Annotated in this window: 15 protein-coding genes; 14 read left to right on the top strand and 1 reads right to left on the bottom strand. The window is 46.2% G+C overall.

Annotated elements, in window-relative coordinates:
- The first annotated feature begins 7 nt into the window (after positions 1 to 7).
- From recN to QMA04_RS08020, 5 genes are all read left to right on the top strand, one after another.
- Entirely contained in the window at positions 8 to 1,705 is a 1,698-nt protein-coding gene (recN, locus tag QMA04_RS08040) for a DNA repair protein RecN (protein WP_290185013.1), read from the top strand.
- Positions 1,706 to 1,788: 83 nt separating this feature from the next.
- On the top strand, positions 1,789 to 2,562 hold the full coding sequence (gene spo0A / locus QMA04_RS08035) for a sporulation transcription factor Spo0A (protein ID WP_290185012.1): 774 nt from the start codon (positions 1,789 to 1,791) through the stop codon (positions 2,560 to 2,562).
- 237 nt (positions 2,563 to 2,799) lie between these two features.
- Positions 2,800 to 2,934, top strand: coding sequence for a hypothetical protein (locus tag QMA04_RS08030; RefSeq protein WP_255548253.1), 135 nt, complete (start codon positions 2,800 to 2,802; stop codon positions 2,932 to 2,934).
- A gap of 199 nt (positions 2,935 to 3,133) precedes the next feature.
- Entirely contained in the window at positions 3,134 to 3,643 is a 510-nt protein-coding gene (locus tag QMA04_RS08025) for a DUF6241 domain-containing protein (protein WP_290185008.1), read from the top strand.
- Positions 3,644 to 3,881: 238 nt separating this feature from the next.
- Complete coding sequence (locus QMA04_RS08020; RefSeq protein ID WP_203339854.1) at positions 3,882 to 4,607, top strand: glycerophosphodiester phosphodiesterase; 726 nt, start codon at positions 3,882 to 3,884, stop codon at positions 4,605 to 4,607.
- An 11-nt stretch (positions 4,608 to 4,618) separates the two neighbouring features.
- Here QMA04_RS08020 and QMA04_RS08015 read toward each other — a convergent pair whose 3' ends face one another.
- Positions 4,619 to 4,852, bottom strand: a complete 234-nt coding sequence (locus QMA04_RS08015; protein ID WP_191716060.1) for a DUF2627 domain-containing protein — start codon at positions 4,850 to 4,852, stop codon at positions 4,619 to 4,621.
- A 124-nt stretch (positions 4,853 to 4,976) separates the two neighbouring features.
- On the opposite strand from QMA04_RS08015, the gene QMA04_RS08010 reads away from it, so the two are divergent.
- The 9 genes from QMA04_RS08010 to QMA04_RS07970 all read left to right on the top strand — a co-directional run bounded on the left by QMA04_RS08010 (position 4,977) and on the right by QMA04_RS07970 (position 17,731).
- Complete coding sequence (locus QMA04_RS08010; protein ID WP_290185005.1) at positions 4,977 to 7,022, top strand: sigma-54 interaction domain-containing protein; 2,046 nt, start codon at positions 4,977 to 4,979, stop codon at positions 7,020 to 7,022.
- A gap of 133 nt (positions 7,023 to 7,155) precedes the next feature.
- Complete coding sequence (gene yqiS / locus QMA04_RS08005) at positions 7,156 to 8,064, top strand: phosphate butyryltransferase (RefSeq protein WP_290185003.1); 909 nt, start codon at positions 7,156 to 7,158, stop codon at positions 8,062 to 8,064.
- 25 nt (positions 8,065 to 8,089) lie between these two features.
- Positions 8,090 to 9,184 carry a Leu/Phe/Val dehydrogenase gene (locus QMA04_RS08000; RefSeq protein ID WP_191715833.1) on the top strand — a complete coding sequence of 365 codons (1,095 nt, stop codon included), beginning with the start codon at positions 8,090 to 8,092 and terminating at the stop codon, positions 9,182 to 9,184.
- A gap of 244 nt (positions 9,185 to 9,428) precedes the next feature.
- On the top strand, positions 9,429 to 10,511 hold the full coding sequence (buk, locus tag QMA04_RS07995; RefSeq protein WP_290185001.1) for a butyrate kinase: 1,083 nt from the start codon (positions 9,429 to 9,431) through the stop codon (positions 10,509 to 10,511).
- A gap of 71 nt (positions 10,512 to 10,582) precedes the next feature.
- Positions 10,583 to 12,010, top strand: coding sequence for a dihydrolipoyl dehydrogenase (lpdA, locus tag QMA04_RS07990; protein ID WP_290184999.1), 1,428 nt, complete (start codon positions 10,583 to 10,585; stop codon positions 12,008 to 12,010).
- Between the two features lie 14 nt (positions 12,011 to 12,024).
- Positions 12,025 to 13,029: a thiamine pyrophosphate-dependent dehydrogenase E1 component subunit alpha gene (locus QMA04_RS07985; protein WP_191715830.1), complete on the top strand. Its 1,005-nt coding sequence runs from the start codon at positions 12,025 to 12,027 to the stop codon at positions 13,027 to 13,029.
- Positions 13,029 to 14,012 carry an alpha-ketoacid dehydrogenase subunit beta gene (locus QMA04_RS07980; RefSeq protein WP_191715829.1) on the top strand — a complete coding sequence of 328 codons (984 nt, stop codon included), beginning with the start codon at positions 13,029 to 13,031 and terminating at the stop codon, positions 14,010 to 14,012. Before QMA04_RS07985 ends, QMA04_RS07980 begins: the two co-directional genes overlap by 1 nt.
- A 581-nt stretch (positions 14,013 to 14,593) precedes the next feature.
- Complete coding sequence (locus QMA04_RS07975) at positions 14,594 to 15,937, top strand: dihydrolipoamide acetyltransferase family protein (RefSeq protein WP_290184996.1); 1,344 nt, start codon at positions 14,594 to 14,596, stop codon at positions 15,935 to 15,937.
- A 99-nt stretch (positions 15,938 to 16,036) separates the two neighbouring features.
- Complete coding sequence (locus QMA04_RS07970; RefSeq protein ID WP_290184994.1) at positions 16,037 to 17,731, top strand: methylmalonyl-CoA mutase family protein; 1,695 nt, start codon at positions 16,037 to 16,039, stop codon at positions 17,729 to 17,731.
- The last annotated feature ends 1 nt before the right edge of the window (position 17,732 follow it).

Genomic DNA, 17,732 nt, shown 5'->3' with positions numbered 1-17,732 from the left:
AACGGATATGCTTCGGGAATTAGATATACGCAATTTTGCCATTATCGACGCCCTGACCGTCAGTTTTTCTGAAGGGCTGACTGTTTTGACAGGGGAAACCGGTGCCGGTAAATCCATTATCATTGATGCCGTGCATCTTTTGGCCGGTGGACGGGGAAGCCAGGAATTTATTCGTCATGGTGCCAAAAAAGCAGAAATAGAAGGTTTATTTTCTTTGGACGACGATCAGCATCCGGTCTTCCGCAGATTAGAGGAATTCGGAATCACATGGAGTGATGGCGACATTTTGCTGCGCCGGGAATTGAACGATAAAGGAAAGAATGTTTGCCGCATCAACGGCAAACTGGTAACTATTTCCATTTTGCGTGAAGTCGGAGCTGCGCTCATTGATATCCACGGACAGCACGAAACCCAGGAATTGATGGACGAAAAACAGCATTTGTACCTGCTGGACCAATTTGCCGGCAAAAGCCTGGCTAAGTCCAAAGAAAGCTATCACCATACTTTCGATAAATACACCAAATTGAAGCGTGAGTTTTCTTCCTATACGGAAAATGAACAGCAGATTGCCCAGCGCATCGACTTGCTGACTTTTCAGCTGCAGGAAATCGAAGCAGCGGAGTTGGTCATCGGTGAAGAAGAGGAATTGGTGGCAGAACGCAAAAAACTGCAGAATTTCAATAAAATCTACGAGTCGATCTCAGCTGCCCATGAAGCGATCCAAGGTGAGAACAAAGGGCTGGACTGGATAGGTTCTGCCATGTCAGAACTGGAGCATGCTGCATCGGTGGATGAAACGTTTACCGGATCTTCCGAGACTCTCTCTGGAGCATTTTATCTGATTCAGGACACAGGAACGGAAATCAAGCGCATTTTGGATGATATGGAATTCGATCCTGCCCGTTTAAATGACATTGAACAGCGTCTCGCTGTCATTCAATCGTTAAAAAGAAAATATGGTGCATCCGTAGAAGACATTTTGCTGTATCATGAAAAGCAGACAGATGAATTGGATAAATTGGTCAATCGAGATCAGCGCTATCAATTGGATCAGGAAAAGCTGAAGGAATTGACCGATGATTTGCGAGTCGAAGCCGAAGAGCTGACGATTCTGCGCAAAAAAGCTGCGAAAAGCCTCGGCAAAGCCATCATGGAACAATTGAAGGAATTGCATATGGCAAAAGCCTCGTTCGAAGTGAATTTCGGGAATTTACCGAATGGCCGATTCGACCGGAATGGCCATGACTCAATTTCCTTCTATATTTCCACCAATTTGGGTGAACCGCTCAAGCCGTTGACGAAAGTAGCTTCAGGCGGCGAATTGTCCCGTATGATGCTGGCTTTGAAAACTATTTTCTCCAAGCACCAAGGAATTACATCCATTATCTTTGATGAAGTGGATACAGGCGTCAGTGGCCGGGTCGCCCAGGCGATTGCTGAGAAGATTGCAGCGATCTCTGTGCATTCCCAGGTTTTGTGCATTTCCCATTTGCCGCAAGTTGCTGCAATGGCAGACCAGCATTTGTTTATCGAAAAGAAAGTCGACAAACAGCGGACGACCACCGCGGTCACCGAGTTGGATGGACGCGAACGAACAGAAGAGATGAGCCGGATGCTGTCAGGCGCTGAGATAACGGACCTGACACTGCAGCATGCAGAGGAATTGCTGTCGCTTGCAGCCGATCGTAAGCTCATGATGAAATAGCCGGTCCGGCAGCCGGGTAGTAGGGCCCGCTGTTGGATTGTAAATGTGAAATCAGAAGAGTCAGTCACCAAGGAGAGAGCCAAATGGATAAAATTAAAATCGCAATTGCAGATGATAATCGCGAATTGGTCGGACTGATGGAAGATTATTTAAATGCACAACCCAACATGGAAGTGGTGGATGTTGCCTATAACGGCAAGACCTGCATCGAGATGCTGCAAAAGCAAACGGTCGATATCTTATTGCTGGACATCATCATGCCCTATCTGGACGGTATCGCTGTTTTGGATGCACTCAAGGAAAATGGGGATTTGAAAGAGATTGACGTTATTATGCTGTCTGCTTTCGGACAGGAATCCATCATGAGCCAGGCAGCCGATTACGGGGCTTCCTATTTCATTATGAAGCCTTTTGAAGCCAACCGCCTGGCTGTACAAATCAACCATATCATGAATGCGCGGAGCAACGCGGGAGGACCGCCTGAAGGCCGTTTGACGCAAGAAGACCGAATTACCAATATGGTCAAAGAAATTGGCATCCCTCCTCATTTAAAAGGATATAATTATTTGAAGGAAGCCATCACTTTAGTATTAGAGCAGCCAGAGGTACTCAATAAAGTCACGAAAGTACTGTATCCTGGAATCGCCTCTAAATTCGATACAACATCAGCGCGGGTCGAAAGATCAATTCGCCATGCCATCGAACAAGTGTGGAATCGCCACGAAACCATTGACCACATCGCCAAAATTTTCGGATACAGTGTAGCGCATTTAGAATCGAAGCCGACTAATTCTGAATTTATCGCAATGGTCGTAGATAGTTTGCGGCTTGAAATGCGAAATGAATCAGACCAATAGAATTTTTTAACTTTCTTATCGCTTAAACAGCGGCAAGAAAGTTTTTTATTTATCTGGAGGATAACGCCGAAGGTCCCATGCTGCACTTGAATTCGATGGAAATACGCTTACTTTTTTGACAGGAAATACAGGTTTAGCTTCTGTGAATTAGAGGAAAAGGTTAAGACGCTGTTTTATTGCAAGCAGTGAAAGACTTCAATGAAACGATTACAGCAAAATGGAAAGAGGCGAATGCACGTGCAAATGATCAGGCAAATTGATGACTACTTTTTGGGCAATGGAGAAGGGACAGTTGTCGACCGGCTGTATTTTTACGGGGTATATTGTGCAACTTTAGGCATCGCATTTTTTACCATGCTGTCGTTAGTATAGATGTCCAGGCAGGACCCATAGGAAAAGCAAGCCAGTGAGAATATGCTCATTGGTTATTTTTTATGGGAAAAAGCAGAACAGCGTGTTATTTACATAATGGAAAAAACTTGGCAAATACATGGAAAATCGATGAGCTATTTGGTATAGTGGTACTTATTGCGCTGAATAAAAAAATGAAATTTGCTGAAGGAGTTTTTGCATGATTAAACGGAGTGTCTATTTGGTTTCCGCTATTATTTTAATGGCTGTTATCGCATTTGGAGCATTGAAGTTTTGGGATAAGGACAAACTGTCCGGCAGTTCGATATCTGCTGAAACTTCTTCGGAAGAGGCGCTTGAGACAAGCGTCAAAAAGATGGAAGGGCTGGAATTTGCCCAATCTGTTCCAGAAGATGCTTCAGAAGAAACTGTGATGGCCATGATGCACAAGATGACTCATCAAAAAGTTATCGCTTCTGAAAAATGGGGAATCATCCAAATGGACCAAGAATCCATTTCCAAAGCAAAACAGCTTTTGCAGGCATCTGATTTCAATTCCAAAGAAGAGTTGCTGGAAATCATCAGCCGGTGGGAAAAAGGCAAATTCGATCAAGTGGATGATGACCATAACTTCATTTGGGAACTCCAAGGCGGCAGCATTGGCCGAGCGACAGGCATTTTGACAGAACAACAAGAACAGCAATTCATTGAAAATAATTTCAGCAATTAAAATTTCGGAATCCGGCCTGAAGCCGGATTTTTCTTGTCCCTAGCTTTAAATGTAATATCTTACATAAGGTTAAATGAATAAAACCCAAACCCGTAACAAGAAAACAACAACCGGCAAGGCTTTTAGTCTGTTGCAATAAATGTTAAAATGGTTGGGAAACTATTTAGAAGTCAGCTGGATTGGCAGAATATGATCTTGTTGAGTTAAGCGGATTTCAAAAATGGAAGAGGATGATTTAATGTCTGAAGTCAAAGTGTATGCACACCGAGGCGCTTCAGGATATGCACTGGAAAATACATGGTCAGCTTTTTACAAAGCCTGTGAATTTGGTGTTGGCATCGAATTGGATGTCCAGATCACCAAAGACGGCGTTGTTGTCGTTTACCATGACGATAATCTGCGGCGCTTGACTGGCGTCGATGCTGGAATTGAAACGCTCGATTACGAAGAAATAAAGGATCTGCCTGTCGGCCGGAGGTGGCTGCGCAAATTTCAGCACCATCAGATGCCGCTGGCTTATGAAGTTTTTCAATGGGCAAAGAAAAAGAACATCCCGTTGAATATTGAACTGAAAAGCTCGTTTGCGAAAAATGCCAAGGGGCCACAGATACTCGCTGCTATGCTGGAAGGGATGAAAGAGATCCATCTGTCCTCCTTTAATGCAGAGTTATTGAGGGAAATGAAAAAGTTGATGCCTTCCACGGAAATGGCGTGGATCATCAAGAAAAATGTCCAGTTGTCCCGCATTAAAGAAATGGAATGGGTGGATAGCATTCATCTTCATAAACGGCTTCTTGCAAAATCCGTTAAAGCAGATGTGTTGAAACTTGATAAGAATGTCCGTTTATATGGAATTCTGGGGTCGGAACCCCTTATGAAACGATTGGATCCGCAATTGGTAGGAATCATTACCAATTATCCGGATCGTGTTAAACGAAAAATTGCGTCTTCCCTTATCGGGTAGACGCAATTTTTTTATTTCTGGAATCTTTTCGACACGGTTCCTTTTTTTCGATCACGGTTCAGCAGGAAACCAGCAAAAAAGCCGATTCCGAGAACCACAAAAATAGTTCCTAAAGTAAATTGAATCCAAAGAGCCGGATAAGGCTCGAGCAATTTATTGAACAAGGTATCGCGCATCAATTTGATGCCGTATGCCGCCATGATTCCAGGGATCAGCAAAATAATAAATGCTACTAAACGTCCCATAATTCCACATCCTTCTTCATCTATTGTTTCCAATTCGGTTAAAGTTGTCAAGAAATCCTTCCTGCGTTACCCTTAAATTACATTGCAATTACTTGCAAAACATCGGAAATGAGGTTGAACTATCTTGCAAAACGTATTGATCATTGGAGGAGGCGTTGGGGGATCAGCTATCCTCAACACGCTATTGGAAACGGATTACCTGCATGTCTATGGAGTTGTGGATTTAAATCCGAATGCTTCAGCCATTAAAATAGCAGCATCCCGCGGCATTCCAACCGCTGAAGACTACGTGAAATTCGACAAGCAACAGGTGGATATTGTTTTTAATGTAACAGGAAGTGATCAGCTTTATCGGGAATTGAAGGACTATTATTTGGAGAAAACGGTTGTCATTCCGGGGAGCTTGGCAAATGTCTTTGTCCGGCTGCTGGAAGAGAAAGAGCATTTCATCACGCAACTCAGCAAAGATAGCCACAGGGAAAAAATCATTTTCAATTCCATAGAAGAAGGCATGATTGGCATCGATAAAACAAGCCGCATCACTTTTATCAACAAAAGCGCAGCAAGAATGCTGGGGGTGCAGGTGGAAGAAACTATCGGACGGCACATTCATGAATTCATTTCACTCAGCGAATTGCCAAGAATCTACGAAACCGGCCGGATTGAACTGAATAAAGAGCTGGAACTGATGAATGGAGCAACGATTGTCACCTCGCGCTTTCCGATGATCGATGAAAATGGAGCGACAATCGGTGCATTTGCGGTATTCAAGGACATTACGGAAGTGGTGTCGCTGGCAGAGGAAATTACAGATTTGAAGGAAATACAGACCATGCTGGAAGCCATCATCCAATCTAGTGACGATGCCATTTCAGTCGTTGATGAGAAAGGCAATGGCTTGCTGGTCAATCCTGCCTATACGCGAATTACCGGATTGCAGATGGAAGACGTCATCGGCCAACCGGCCTCTGCGGATATTTCGGAAGGGGAAAGTATGCACTTGAAAGCGCTGCAGACCCGTAAACCGGTTCGGGGCGTCAATTTGAAGGTGGGCCCATCAAACCGGGAAGTCATCGTCAATGTCGCTCCAATAATCGTCGACAATAAATTAAAGGGCAGCGTCGGGGTCATTCATGATACCACCGAGATCCGCTCATTGATGAAAGAGTTGGACCGCGCCCGCAGCATCATCCGGACATTGGAATCGAAATATACCTTTGATGACATCATCGGTTTGTCTTCGGAAATGCAATTGTCTCTTCAGCAGGCGAAACTGGCGGCGCAAACTTTGGTGACGGTTTTGCTGCGCGGGGAATCCGGTACAGGCAAAGAGCTTTTTGCGCATGCCATCCATAGCGCGAGTGAACGGAAATTCAACAAATTCGTGCGTGTCAATTGTGCAGCGCTTTCTGAAGAATTGCTAGAAAGTGAACTGTTCGGTTATGAAGAAGGGGCGATTCCCGGCATCAAGACTGGAGAAAAACGCGGGTTGTTCGAAGAAGCGAATAACGGCAGTATTTTCCTCGATGAGATCGGTGAATTGTCTTCTTCGCTGCAAAGCAAGCTGTTGCGCGTGCTGCAAGAACATGAAACGTTGAGGATTGGCGGCGGCAAACCGATTCCTGTTAATGTCCGTGTTATCGCTTCGACAAATGCCAATATGGAAAAAGCATTGCTGGACGGCAAGTTTCGTGAAGATCTTTACTATCGCCTTAACCGGATGCCGATCCTCATTCCGCCTCTGCGAAACCGCAAGCAGGACATTCCGAGAATCGTTGAACGGCTATTGCTGAAGCTGAACCAGGAATATGGCCGAAGTGTTGAGTCTGTGTCAGACAAAGCTCTGCAGTATTTGCGCGTCTACGATTGGCCGGGGAATGTCAGGGAACTAGAGAACGTCCTCAGCCGTGCCATGATTTTTATGCAGATGAACGATAAAGTGTTGACCGAAGAACATATCCCGTTGAATATGCTAAAAGTTGCGGAAGCCAAAAATGAAGTCGTTATCCAGTCTTCGGCCCCGCTTCAGGAACAGTTGGATGCAGTTGAACGAGGAATTCTTCACCGTGCATTGCAGCAATACAACGGCAATAAATCGAAGACAGCCAAGCAATTGGAAATCTCTTTGCGGACCTTGTATTACAAATTAGAAAAATACGGTTTAATGTAACGACTTTGCAATTTATTGCAGGGTTTTGCAAGAATTTGCAATAAAATATGGTTAAAACTGCAAATAAAACGCTTTCATCTCTTATATATCCTCATTTGTTCTGTTTTAATTAAGAAGAATGAGGTGAGCATCAATGGCCACATTAACACAATTGATCGAAAATGTTCCAACAGATTCAAATCTCACTGTCGCTGTTGCTGCAGCTGCTGATTCGGCTGTCCTGGAAGCGGTGAGTATGGCCGTTGCCCGAAACATGGTGCGTTTTCGCTTATACGATGATGAATCGGCAACAACAGCAATGATGCGGGAGCATTTCCCTCAATTGCTGGATCATCCGGATGTTCAGCTTCATCATGTTAGCAGCCTGGAAATGGCTGCTGAAGAAGCCGTGAAATCGGTGTACAGAAATGACTCCGATATCTTGATGAAAGGCCAGATTGCAACCGCCATACTGCTGAAAGCAGTGTTGCATCCGGATTACGGCTTAAGAACCGGAAGAGTCATGTCCCAAATTGCCGCTTTTGAAGTAGCTGGATTCGACCGGCTGATTTTCGTCACGGATGCGGGCATGAACATCAATCCGGACTTACCTCAAAAAGTACAAATTATCCGAAATGCTGTCCAGATTGCACGTTCAGTCGGAGTAGTTATGCCGATTGTCGCGCCATTAGCAGGAGTGGAAGTCATCAATCCGAATATGCAGGCCACGCTGGATGCAGCCGCATTGACCGCAATGAACCGCCGCGGCCAAATAAAGAATTGTATCGTGGACGGCCCTTTCGCCCTCGACAATGCAATTTCCATTGATGCAGCCAAACATAAACGGATTGCCGGCGACAGCGCCGGCAAAGCCGACATTCTACTGGTTCCTACTATTGAATCGGGCAATATCCTGTATAAGTCGCTGGTATTCTTTTCAAATGCAAAAGTCGGCAGTATTGTTGCGGGTGCGAAAGCGCCAATTGTTCTGACGTCCCGGGCCGACAGTGCCGAAAGCAAATTATATTCATTGGCTTTGGCAATTTGTTCATCATTAACTTAAGGAACAACTACTAGGAGGAATTGAAATGGAAATTTTCAGCAGAATGGAACAACATGATTACGAACAATTAATTTTTTGCCAAGATAAAAACTCAGGGCTTAAAGCCATTATTTGTATCCACGATACGACGCTTGGACCGGCACTTGGCGGCACGCGCATGTGGAATTATGCAACTGAAGAAGAAGCAATTGAAGACGCAATCCGCCTAGGGCGCGGAATGACCTATAAGAATGCTGCAGCTGGCCTGAACTTGGGCGGCGGAAAAACAGTTATCATCGGTGACCCGTTAAAAGACAAGAATGAAGAAATGTTCCGCGCTTTCGGACGCTTTATCCAAGGCTTGAATGGCCGTTACATAACTGCTGAAGATGTTGGAACTACAGTTGCGGATATGGACTTGATCCATGAAGAAACAGATTACGTTACTGGGATTTCGCCAGCTTTCGGTTCTTCAGGCAATCCATCTCCTGTTACTGCATACGGGGCCTACATCGGCATGAAAGCTGCTGCACTTGAAGCTTTCGGCGATGATTCTCTTGAAGGCAAAACAGTTGCAGTACAGGGAGTAGGGAATGTTGCTTACCCGCTTTGTGAATACCTTCATAAAGAAGGCGCGAAATTGATCGTTACGGACATCAACGAAGAAGCAGTGCAACGTGCAGTCACTGCATTTGGCGCAACAGCAGTTGCACCAAATGACATCTATTCACAGGAAGCGGATATTTTTGCACCATGTGCAATGGGCGCTATCATCAATGATGATACGATTCCCCAATTGAAAGTGAAAGTGGTTGCCGGTTCTGCCAACAACCAATTGAAAGAAGAACGCCATGGCGATGAACTTGAAGCACGCGGCATCGTTTATGCTCCTGACTTTGTTATCAACTCTGGCGGCGTCATCAACGTTGCGGATGAATTGTATGGCTACAATAACGAACGTGCAATGAAACGTGTAGAAACAATTTATGACAGCATCACAAAAATCTTTGAAATTTCTAAACGCGACAACGTACCAAGTTACATTGCGGCAGACCGCATGGCTGAAGAACGCATTGAGCGCGTCCGCAAATCACGTTCGCAATTCTTGAGAAACGAACACAATATTTTAAGCAGAAGATAAACTTCAATCAGCAGGAGGTTTCTTTTACGACCACTGTAAAAGAGCAGCTTTCCTGTGAAAAGTTTCCCATAAACACCGCTTCGGCTGCTTTGGGCACCGCTCCCGTGAGAAGCCAGGCATCTGATGCCTGGCTTCTTGCTTGGCTTAAACAGCAAACTGCTGGAAGCATTGCTCGAAAAGAAAGAACAGTTTATAAAAAGGAAAACCAATAACCGTTATTTTAGAAAGAAATGGAGGGGTGGATGTGCAAAAACAGCAAAATCGTATCCTGGTCATCAACCCTAAAACCACTTCGACTAAAATAGGTGTTTTTGACAACGATATCTTAATTATGGAGAAAACCATTCTCCATACGGCAGAAGATTTAGGAAAGTCCGCTGATATTTTCAGCCAATATCCCTTCAGGAAACAAACCATTCTGGAGGCGTTGGACGAAGAAGGCATGAATGTTTCCAAGTTGTCCGCGGTCTGTGGAAGAGGCGGCTTGCTGCGCCCCATCGAAGGTGGGACCTACACGGTGAACGAACAGATGCTTGAGGATTTGCGGCAAGGCTATGCAGGTCAGCATGCATCCAACCTGGGAGGAATTTTGGCTTCGGAAATTGCAGATGGGTTAAACATTCCCGCATATATCGTCGACCCGGTAGTGGTTGATGAAATGGAGCCGATTGCCCGGATATCCGGTTTTGCTTCCATTGAACGCAAGTCCATTTTCCATGCACTCAACCAAAAGGCCGTTGCCCGTCGATATGCCAGCAAAGTTGGACGCTCTTATGAAGAGGTCAACCTGATTGTCGCTCATATGGGTGTCGGCATCACGGTAGGTGTACATCAAGGAGGCCGTGTAATTGATGTCAACAACGGTCTGCATGGCGATGGTCCATTCAGTCCTGAACGGGCAGGGGCCGTACCGGCAGGCGATTTAGTGGAATTGTGCTTTTCCGGACAGTTTAACCGGCAGGAAATGATGTTGAAGTTGGTCAGACAAGGTGGATTGACGGCCTATCTGGATACCAATGATGTCGTGAAAGTTGAACAACGCATAAAAAAAGGTGATTCTCAAGCGGATTTGGTTTATCAGGCAATGGCCTATCAGATCGCCCGCGAAATCGGCGCTGCCAGCGCGGTATTGAAAGGGCAAATAGATGCGATCATTTTGACTGGGGAACTTGCACATGGTGAAAGCTTTGTTAAAGCAATCACAGAACGGGTCAACTGGATTGCCGATGTGGACATCCAGCCGGGTGAAAATGAGCTTCAGGCTTTGGCTGAAGGAGCGGTCCGCATATTGAATGGGGAAGAACGGGTCAAGCATTATTCATTTTAACCAGAGTAAAGACTTCAATCAGCAGGAATTGATTTTCCGTGGATCGAAGTGGGATAAAGGAGGAAGAAATCATGGCTCAAAATTATGATGTCGTCATTCTAGGCGGCGGGACCGGCGGTTATGTAGCGGCCATTCGGTCGGCACAACTCGGTTTAAAAACAGCGATTGTTGAAAAAGGCGAACTGGGCGGCACATGCTTACATAAAGGCTGCATTCCAAGTAAAGCATTGCTCCGCAGTGCGGAAGTCTATTCAACAACAAAACATCATGCGGCTGACTTTGGTGTTGAAACCGGCGAAGTTTCACTGGATTTCGCACGTGTCCAACAGCGCAAGCAGGGAATTGTCGATCAATTGCATGCAGGCGTACAGGGATTGATGAAAAAAGGGAAAATCGATGTCTATGAAGGCATCGGCAGAATTCTTGGACCATCCATTTTTTCTCCAAACGCGGGTACCATTTCCGTTGAAATGAAAAATGGAGAAGAAAATGAAATGCTGATTCCAAGCAATGTCATCATTGCAACCGGATCACGCCCCCGTACATTGCCTGGGCTGACAATTGATGGCGAATTCGTCATGAGTTCCGACGAAGCTTTGAAAATGGAAAGTCTGCCAAAATCAATCCTGATTGTCGGCGGTGGTGTCATCGGCATCGAATGGGCGTCCATGCTCAATGATTTCGGCGTTGATGTAACTGTTATCGAATATGCAGAACGGATCATCCCGACGGAAGATAAAGATATCTCCAAAGAAATGTTGAAGCTATTGAAGAAAAAAGGCATTAAGTTTGCGACAAGTGCAAAAGTGATGGCGGATACATTGGAAACAGGTGAGAATGGTGTAACGATCCAGGCAGAAATCAATGGCAAGAACGAAAGTTTTTCCGCTGAAAAAATGCTGGTTTCTGTCGGCCGTCAGGCGAATGTCGAAAATATCGGTATCGAAAACACGGATATCATCATTGAAAACGGCTTTATCCAAGTGAAAAAATCTTTCCAAACAAAAGAATCCCATATCTATGCAATCGGTGACGTGATCGGTGGGCTGCAATTGGCGCATGTTGCTTCGCATGAAGGGATCACAGCGATTGAACACATCAAAGGCAACAACCCGCACGCCATCAATTACGATTTGGTTTCACGCTGCATTTATTCCAATCCGGAAGCAGCAAGCGTCGGAATTACGGAAGATCAGGCAAAAGAAAAAGGGCATGACGTCAAAGTCGGCAAGTTTTCTTTCAAAGCGATCGGTAAAGCATTGGTCTACGGCGAATCTGATGGATTTGTCAAAATCATTGCCGACAAAGAAACGAACGATATCCTGGGAGTCCATATGATTGGCCCGCATGTCACAGACATGATTTCTGAAGCAGGGCTGGCCATGGTTCTGGACGCGACCCCGTGGGAAATTGCGGATACGATCCACCCGCACCCGACTCTTTCAGAGGTCATGGGAGAAGCGGCGTTGGCCGTTGACGGAAAAGCAATCCATAGTTGAAGGAGGAAAAAACAATGGCTTCAAAACATGAAGAAATCGGTTTAACAAATGATGATTTATTGAAAATGTACGAAACGATGTTAATGGCACGCCGTGTAGATGAACGCATGTGGCTCTTGAACCGTGCCGGGAAAATTCCTTTTGTGATTTCATGCCAGGGGCAGGAAGCGGCTCAAGTGGGTGCTGCCTTCGCTCTTGACAACTCAAAAGACTATATCGCTCCTTATTACCGTGATATCGGTGTGGTCCTGCATTTTGGCATGACGCCAAAAGATTTGATGCTGTCGGCTTTTGCCAAAGCGGAGGATCCGAATTCAGGTGGACGGCAAATGCCTGGCCATTTTGGGCAGAAGAGCAACCGCATCATTACCGGTTCTTCGCCTGTAACGACTCAATTGCCTCACGCAGTAGGCGTAGCTTTAGCTGGAAAAATGAAGAAAAAAGACTTTATTACGTTCACGACGCTCGGAGAAGGCTCTTCCAACCAAGGTGATTTCCACGAAGGGATGAACTTTGCCGGTGTCCATAAATTGCCGGTCGTCATCATGGTCGAAAACAATAAATATGCGATTTCGGTGCCGGTTGAACGCCAATTGGCGAGCAAGAATGTTTCGGACCGTGCAATCGGTTATGGCATGCCAGGTGTGACGATTGACGGCAATGACCCGATTGAAGTATACAAACATGTCAAAGAGGCTGCCGACCGTGCGCGCCGCGGCGAAGGCCCTAGTTTGGTCGAAACCGTTTCCGAGCGGATGACCGCCCACTCATCAGATGATGACCATCGCCAATACCGCTCAGCAGACGAATTGGCTGCGCAAAAATCGACGGATCCAATCCTGACATTTGGAGCGTACTTGAAAGAGCATGGCATCATGGACGACGAGCTTGAAAAAGACATCAACGACCGAATCATGGTAACAGTCAATGAAGCGACTGATTACGCTGAAAATGCACCTTATGCAGAACCTGAACATGCAATGAAATATGTCTATGCCGAAGAAGGAGGAGACGAATAATGGCTATTATGTCTTATATTGATGCCATCACGCTTGCCATGAAAGAAGAAATGGAACGTGACGAAAACGTCTTTGTTCTTGGAGAAGATGTCGGTAAAAAAGGCGGCGTCTTTAAAGCGACGCAAGGCCTCTACGACCAATTCGGTGAAGACCGCGTCTTGGATACACCGCTTGCGGAATCGGCGATTGCCGGTGTTGGAATTGGCGCAGCAATGTATGGCTTACGGCCGATTGCAGAAATGCAATTTGCGGATTTCATTATGCCGGCTGTCAACCAAATCATTTCTGAAGCATCCCGCATCCGTTACCGTTCGAACAACGACTGGTCATGTCCAATCGTCTTCCGTGCACCTTTTGGCGGAGGGGTACACGGAGCTCTTTACCACTCCCAGTCAGTGGAAGCGATTTTCGCCAACCAGCCTGGATTGAAAATTGTCATTCCTTCCACTCCATATGATGCAAAAGGCCTTTTGAAAGCAGCGATCCGCGACGAAGATCCGGTTATGTTCTTCGAACACAAACGGGCATACCGCTTGATCAAAGGCGAAGTGCCGGAAGAAGACTACACCATTGAAATCGGCAAAGCGGACGTTAAACGCGAAGGCGAAGACATCACTGTCATCACTTACGGCTTAGCAGTTCACTTTGCGCTTCAGGCTGCCGAACGTTTGGCAGAAGACGGCATCTCTGCACATATCCTTGACTTACGCACGATTTATCCGTTGGACAAAGAAGGCATCATCGAAGCCGCTAAGAAAACCGGCAAAGTGCTATTGGTTACAGAAGACAATAAAGAAGGAAGCATCATCGGAGAAGTAGCGGCAATCATTGCTGAAAACTGCCTATTCGACTTAGACGCTCCAATCAAACGTCTTGCTGGGCCGGATATCCCGGCAATGGCTTATGCGCCAACCATGGAGAAATTCTTCATGATCAATCCGGACAAAGTAGAAAAAGCAATGAGAGAATTAGCTGAGTTTTAAAACGAAAAGCGTAAGTGCCCGCCAACAGAAGCTAACCTAAAAGCGCGACATCGTGTCGCAACGGTTAGCTGACCTGCATCCTGCAGGCCCTCGACAGGCATAAGACAGACCAGCAGTGTGGCGTTCTTTGCCACGCAGCTGGGTTGGCTTATGACCCTAGAATCTGGGCACTGAAGCTGGACAATAAGAAAAGCGTAAGCAGCCGTATGGCCGCGACAAGCGCTGGAAGCCTTGCCGGTCATGGCGTTTTCCAGCCATGTCTGGAAAGGCTGAAGCGACTCGAGGGGCTGGGTGCCGAAGCTGGACAGTAAGAAAAGCGTAGGCGCCCGTGTAGCTCTGCCGGGCATAAGACGGACCGGCGAAGCGGCGCATTTTGCCGCACAGCTGGGATGGCTTATGACGCAAAGAGCTGGGTGCCGAAGCTGGACAGTAAGAAAAGCGTAAGTGCCCAACAGCAGAAGCCAACCTAAAAGCGCGACATCGTGTCGCAACGGTTAGCTGACCCGCATCCTGCGGTCCCTCGGCGGGCACTGAAGCTCCAATAGAACAATCAAACACCATCAAGTAAAGGAGGAACTCCCTTGGCTATTGAAAACATTAAAATGCCTCAGCTGGGTGAAAGTGTTACAGAAGGCACTATAGAAAAATGGCTCGTCCAGCCAGGCGACCATGTGAATAAATACGATCCGCTTGCTGAAGTCAATACAGACAAAGTGACTGCGGAGGTTCCATCTTCGTTTACCGGCACAATCAAGGAATTGATTGCTTCAGAAGGCGAAACTTTAGCGGTAGGCGAAATCGTCTGCACGATTGAAACCGAAGGCGGCGACGCGGCTCCTGTAGAAGAAGCAAAACCTGCCAGCAGCGAGAAAGCGACCGAAATGCCGGCAGCCGGCGCAAAACCGACGGAAAAACTGGAAGGGACGAAAGGATCTTCGCAACCGGTTAAAACTTCAGGGGCGAAAGGGCGCTACTCACCAGCTGTTTTGCGTCTTGCTCAAGACAATGACATCGATTTGTCACAAGTTGAAGGCTCTGGCAACGAAGGGCGCATTACACGCAAAGATTTGATGGCATTGATCGACAGCGGCAATATTCCAAAAGCGGGAGAAGCTCCGGCGGCACAACCTCAGGCTCAGCAGCAGGAACAGCCACCAGCACCTAAGGAAACGCCTGTCCAGGAAGCTCCGAAAGCAGCAGCTGCACCGATTGAAAGTGCTCCGGGAGATATCGAAATCCCAGTAACCGGCGTCCGCCGGGCGATAGCTGCGAATATGCTGAAGAGCAAACACGAAGCACCGCATGCATGGATGATGATCGAAGTGGATGTCACCAACCTTGTCCAGTACCGCGACTCAATCAAAGGCGAATTCAAGAAAAAAGAAGGCTTTAACATCACGTATTTTGCTTTCTTCGTCAAAGCTGTGTCACAGGCATTGAAAGAATTCCCGATGATGAACTCGATGTGGGCTGGAGACAAAATCATCCAGAAGAAAGACATCAATATTTCCATCGCTGTCGCTTCGGATAGTGCTTTATTCGTACCGGTCATCAAGAATTCTGATGAAAAATCGGTGAAAGGCATCGGCAAAGAAGTCAATGAATTGGCACTTAAAGCACGCTCTGGAAAATTAAAATCTGCAGATATGCAGGGCGGCACTTTCACCGTCAACAACACCGGATCGTTCGGTTCTGTTCAGTCTATGGGAATCATTAACCACCCACAGGCAGCTATCATGCAAGTGGAATCGATCGTCAAACGCCCAGTCATCATGGACAACGGCATGATTGCTGCACGCGACATGGTCAATCTTTGTTTGTCACTGGATCATCGTGTACTTGATGGTTTGGTATGCGGCCAATTCCTTGCGCGCGTCAAAGAAATATTGGAGAATATGTCCAAAGAAAATACGTCTGTATATTAAGAAAAGCTGGAGTCTTCGGACTTCCAGCTTTTTTTCCTCTTTAATGTCTGTCGTGAGTCGGGTAAAATGAAACTAGAAAGCCTTTAAGGAGGGAACAGTTTGACAATCGAATCGATGAAAAAGACGAAATTTCCAATCCGTACATATGCTGAATGGCAAGAAGCGGCAGTAAAAGCGATTAAAGGCAAGCCGTTTGAAGAAACATTAAAGACCCCTACAATTGAAGATGTAACACTGGAACCTCTTTATACCAAAGACATGCTTGAACAATTAGGGAGCTATATCACAGCTCAAACAGCAGCTGTCCAACAAGGAAAACATCAGCCAAGTTGGCTCGTGTCCCAGGAAGTGATGGCGGATTCGGCGAAAGAATATTTGGCCTTGATGAAAGATGATATTCTTCGCGGCAATGAAACTATTGTCTATAAAGGATTCCGTAAGTTTGACTGGACAGATGCCCAATTGGCTGAATTGGCAGAAATGATTGTCCAATATCCTTTGTACTTTAAACTGACAGGGGACGATAAAGACATTCTGCGTGTTTTCGATTTTGTAACTCCAGAACAATTGCCGAAACTCCAAGGGGTTATTTTCTCTGAAGAACCTGTTGAGGCACCGGCAAGTATTCGTACACAGGTTGTAGACACGATTCCAATCCACCATGCTGGCGGAACCGTGATCCATGAACTTGGAGTCGCACTCAGCATCTTGTCTGAGCGTATGTCAGAAGACAATTTCAAAGAAAGTGCTGAAAATAGCTGGATCCGCTTTGCGGTGGATACACAATTTTTCCAGGAAATCGCTAAATTGCGTGCTTTCCGCGTATTATGGCAAGCCTTCAGTTCTGCATATGGCGAAGAAGCTCCGACAATTCCATTGTTTACGGAAACGTCTGTCCGTTCATACTCTAAACTGGATCCTTATGTGAACTTGCTGCGTGCAGGAAATTCTACATTTGCATCAGTATTGGGAGGAACCGATGCCCACACCGTACATCCGCATGACTTTTTGACAGAACCGGATCCTTCAAGCCGGCGCATCGCCCGCAATGTCCAATTAGTCATAAAAGAAGAAGCCCATGTGTCGCATGTGATCGACCCAGCAGCAGGCTCTTACTTTATCGAAACGCTGACAAAAGAATACGTTGAGGCAGCATGGAGCTATTTCCTTGAAATTGAAGAAGCTGGCGGCTATTCAGAAGTCATCAAATCAGGCTGGTTGACAGATGACATCCAGGCGAAATGGGTGGAGCGCGAAAAAAATGTGGCTACCCGCAAACAATCGCTGATTGGAACCAATGTCTATGCCAATCCTCAAGAGCCGGTAAAAGATGCGAAAATCGATGATGGCCACCTTGAATACATGACAGCGAAACGTCTGGCGACGCCATTTGAAAATCTACGTGCCCAGAGCAAAGTAACAAGTCTTAAGTCAGCAATCATCCTTATCGAACCATTGAAGAAAATCAAGCCTCAAGTAGATTTCGTTTCCGGCTTTTTAGCAGTTGGCGGAATCGAAGCATTAGTCAGCCCGCATTTGGCTACGGCTGAAGAAATTAATCAATTTCTAGCTGACGAGAAAATGGACTATGCCATCTTGTGCGGATCAAAAGAAGCTGTATCAGCACTTGTGCCAGGATTGGACAGTCAAGCCAGCATCGATCTTGCAGGCAAATATCCGAAAGAGCAATTAGCAGAATGGGCAACCTATGGCATTAAAGATACCGTGTATTCCGGCAAGCAGATGACCGCGAAACTGGAGAAAATTCTCGCTCTAGGAAAGGAGGCGCTATAAG

It is taken from the genome of Planococcus sp. APC 3900 (assembly GCF_030407735.1).
GTDB classification, from domain to species: domain Bacteria; phylum Bacillota; class Bacilli; order Bacillales_A; family Planococcaceae; genus Planococcus; species Planococcus notacanthi.
Note: the sequence above shows the minus strand (reverse complement) of the source record. Positions and strands in the feature narration are given on the sequence as shown.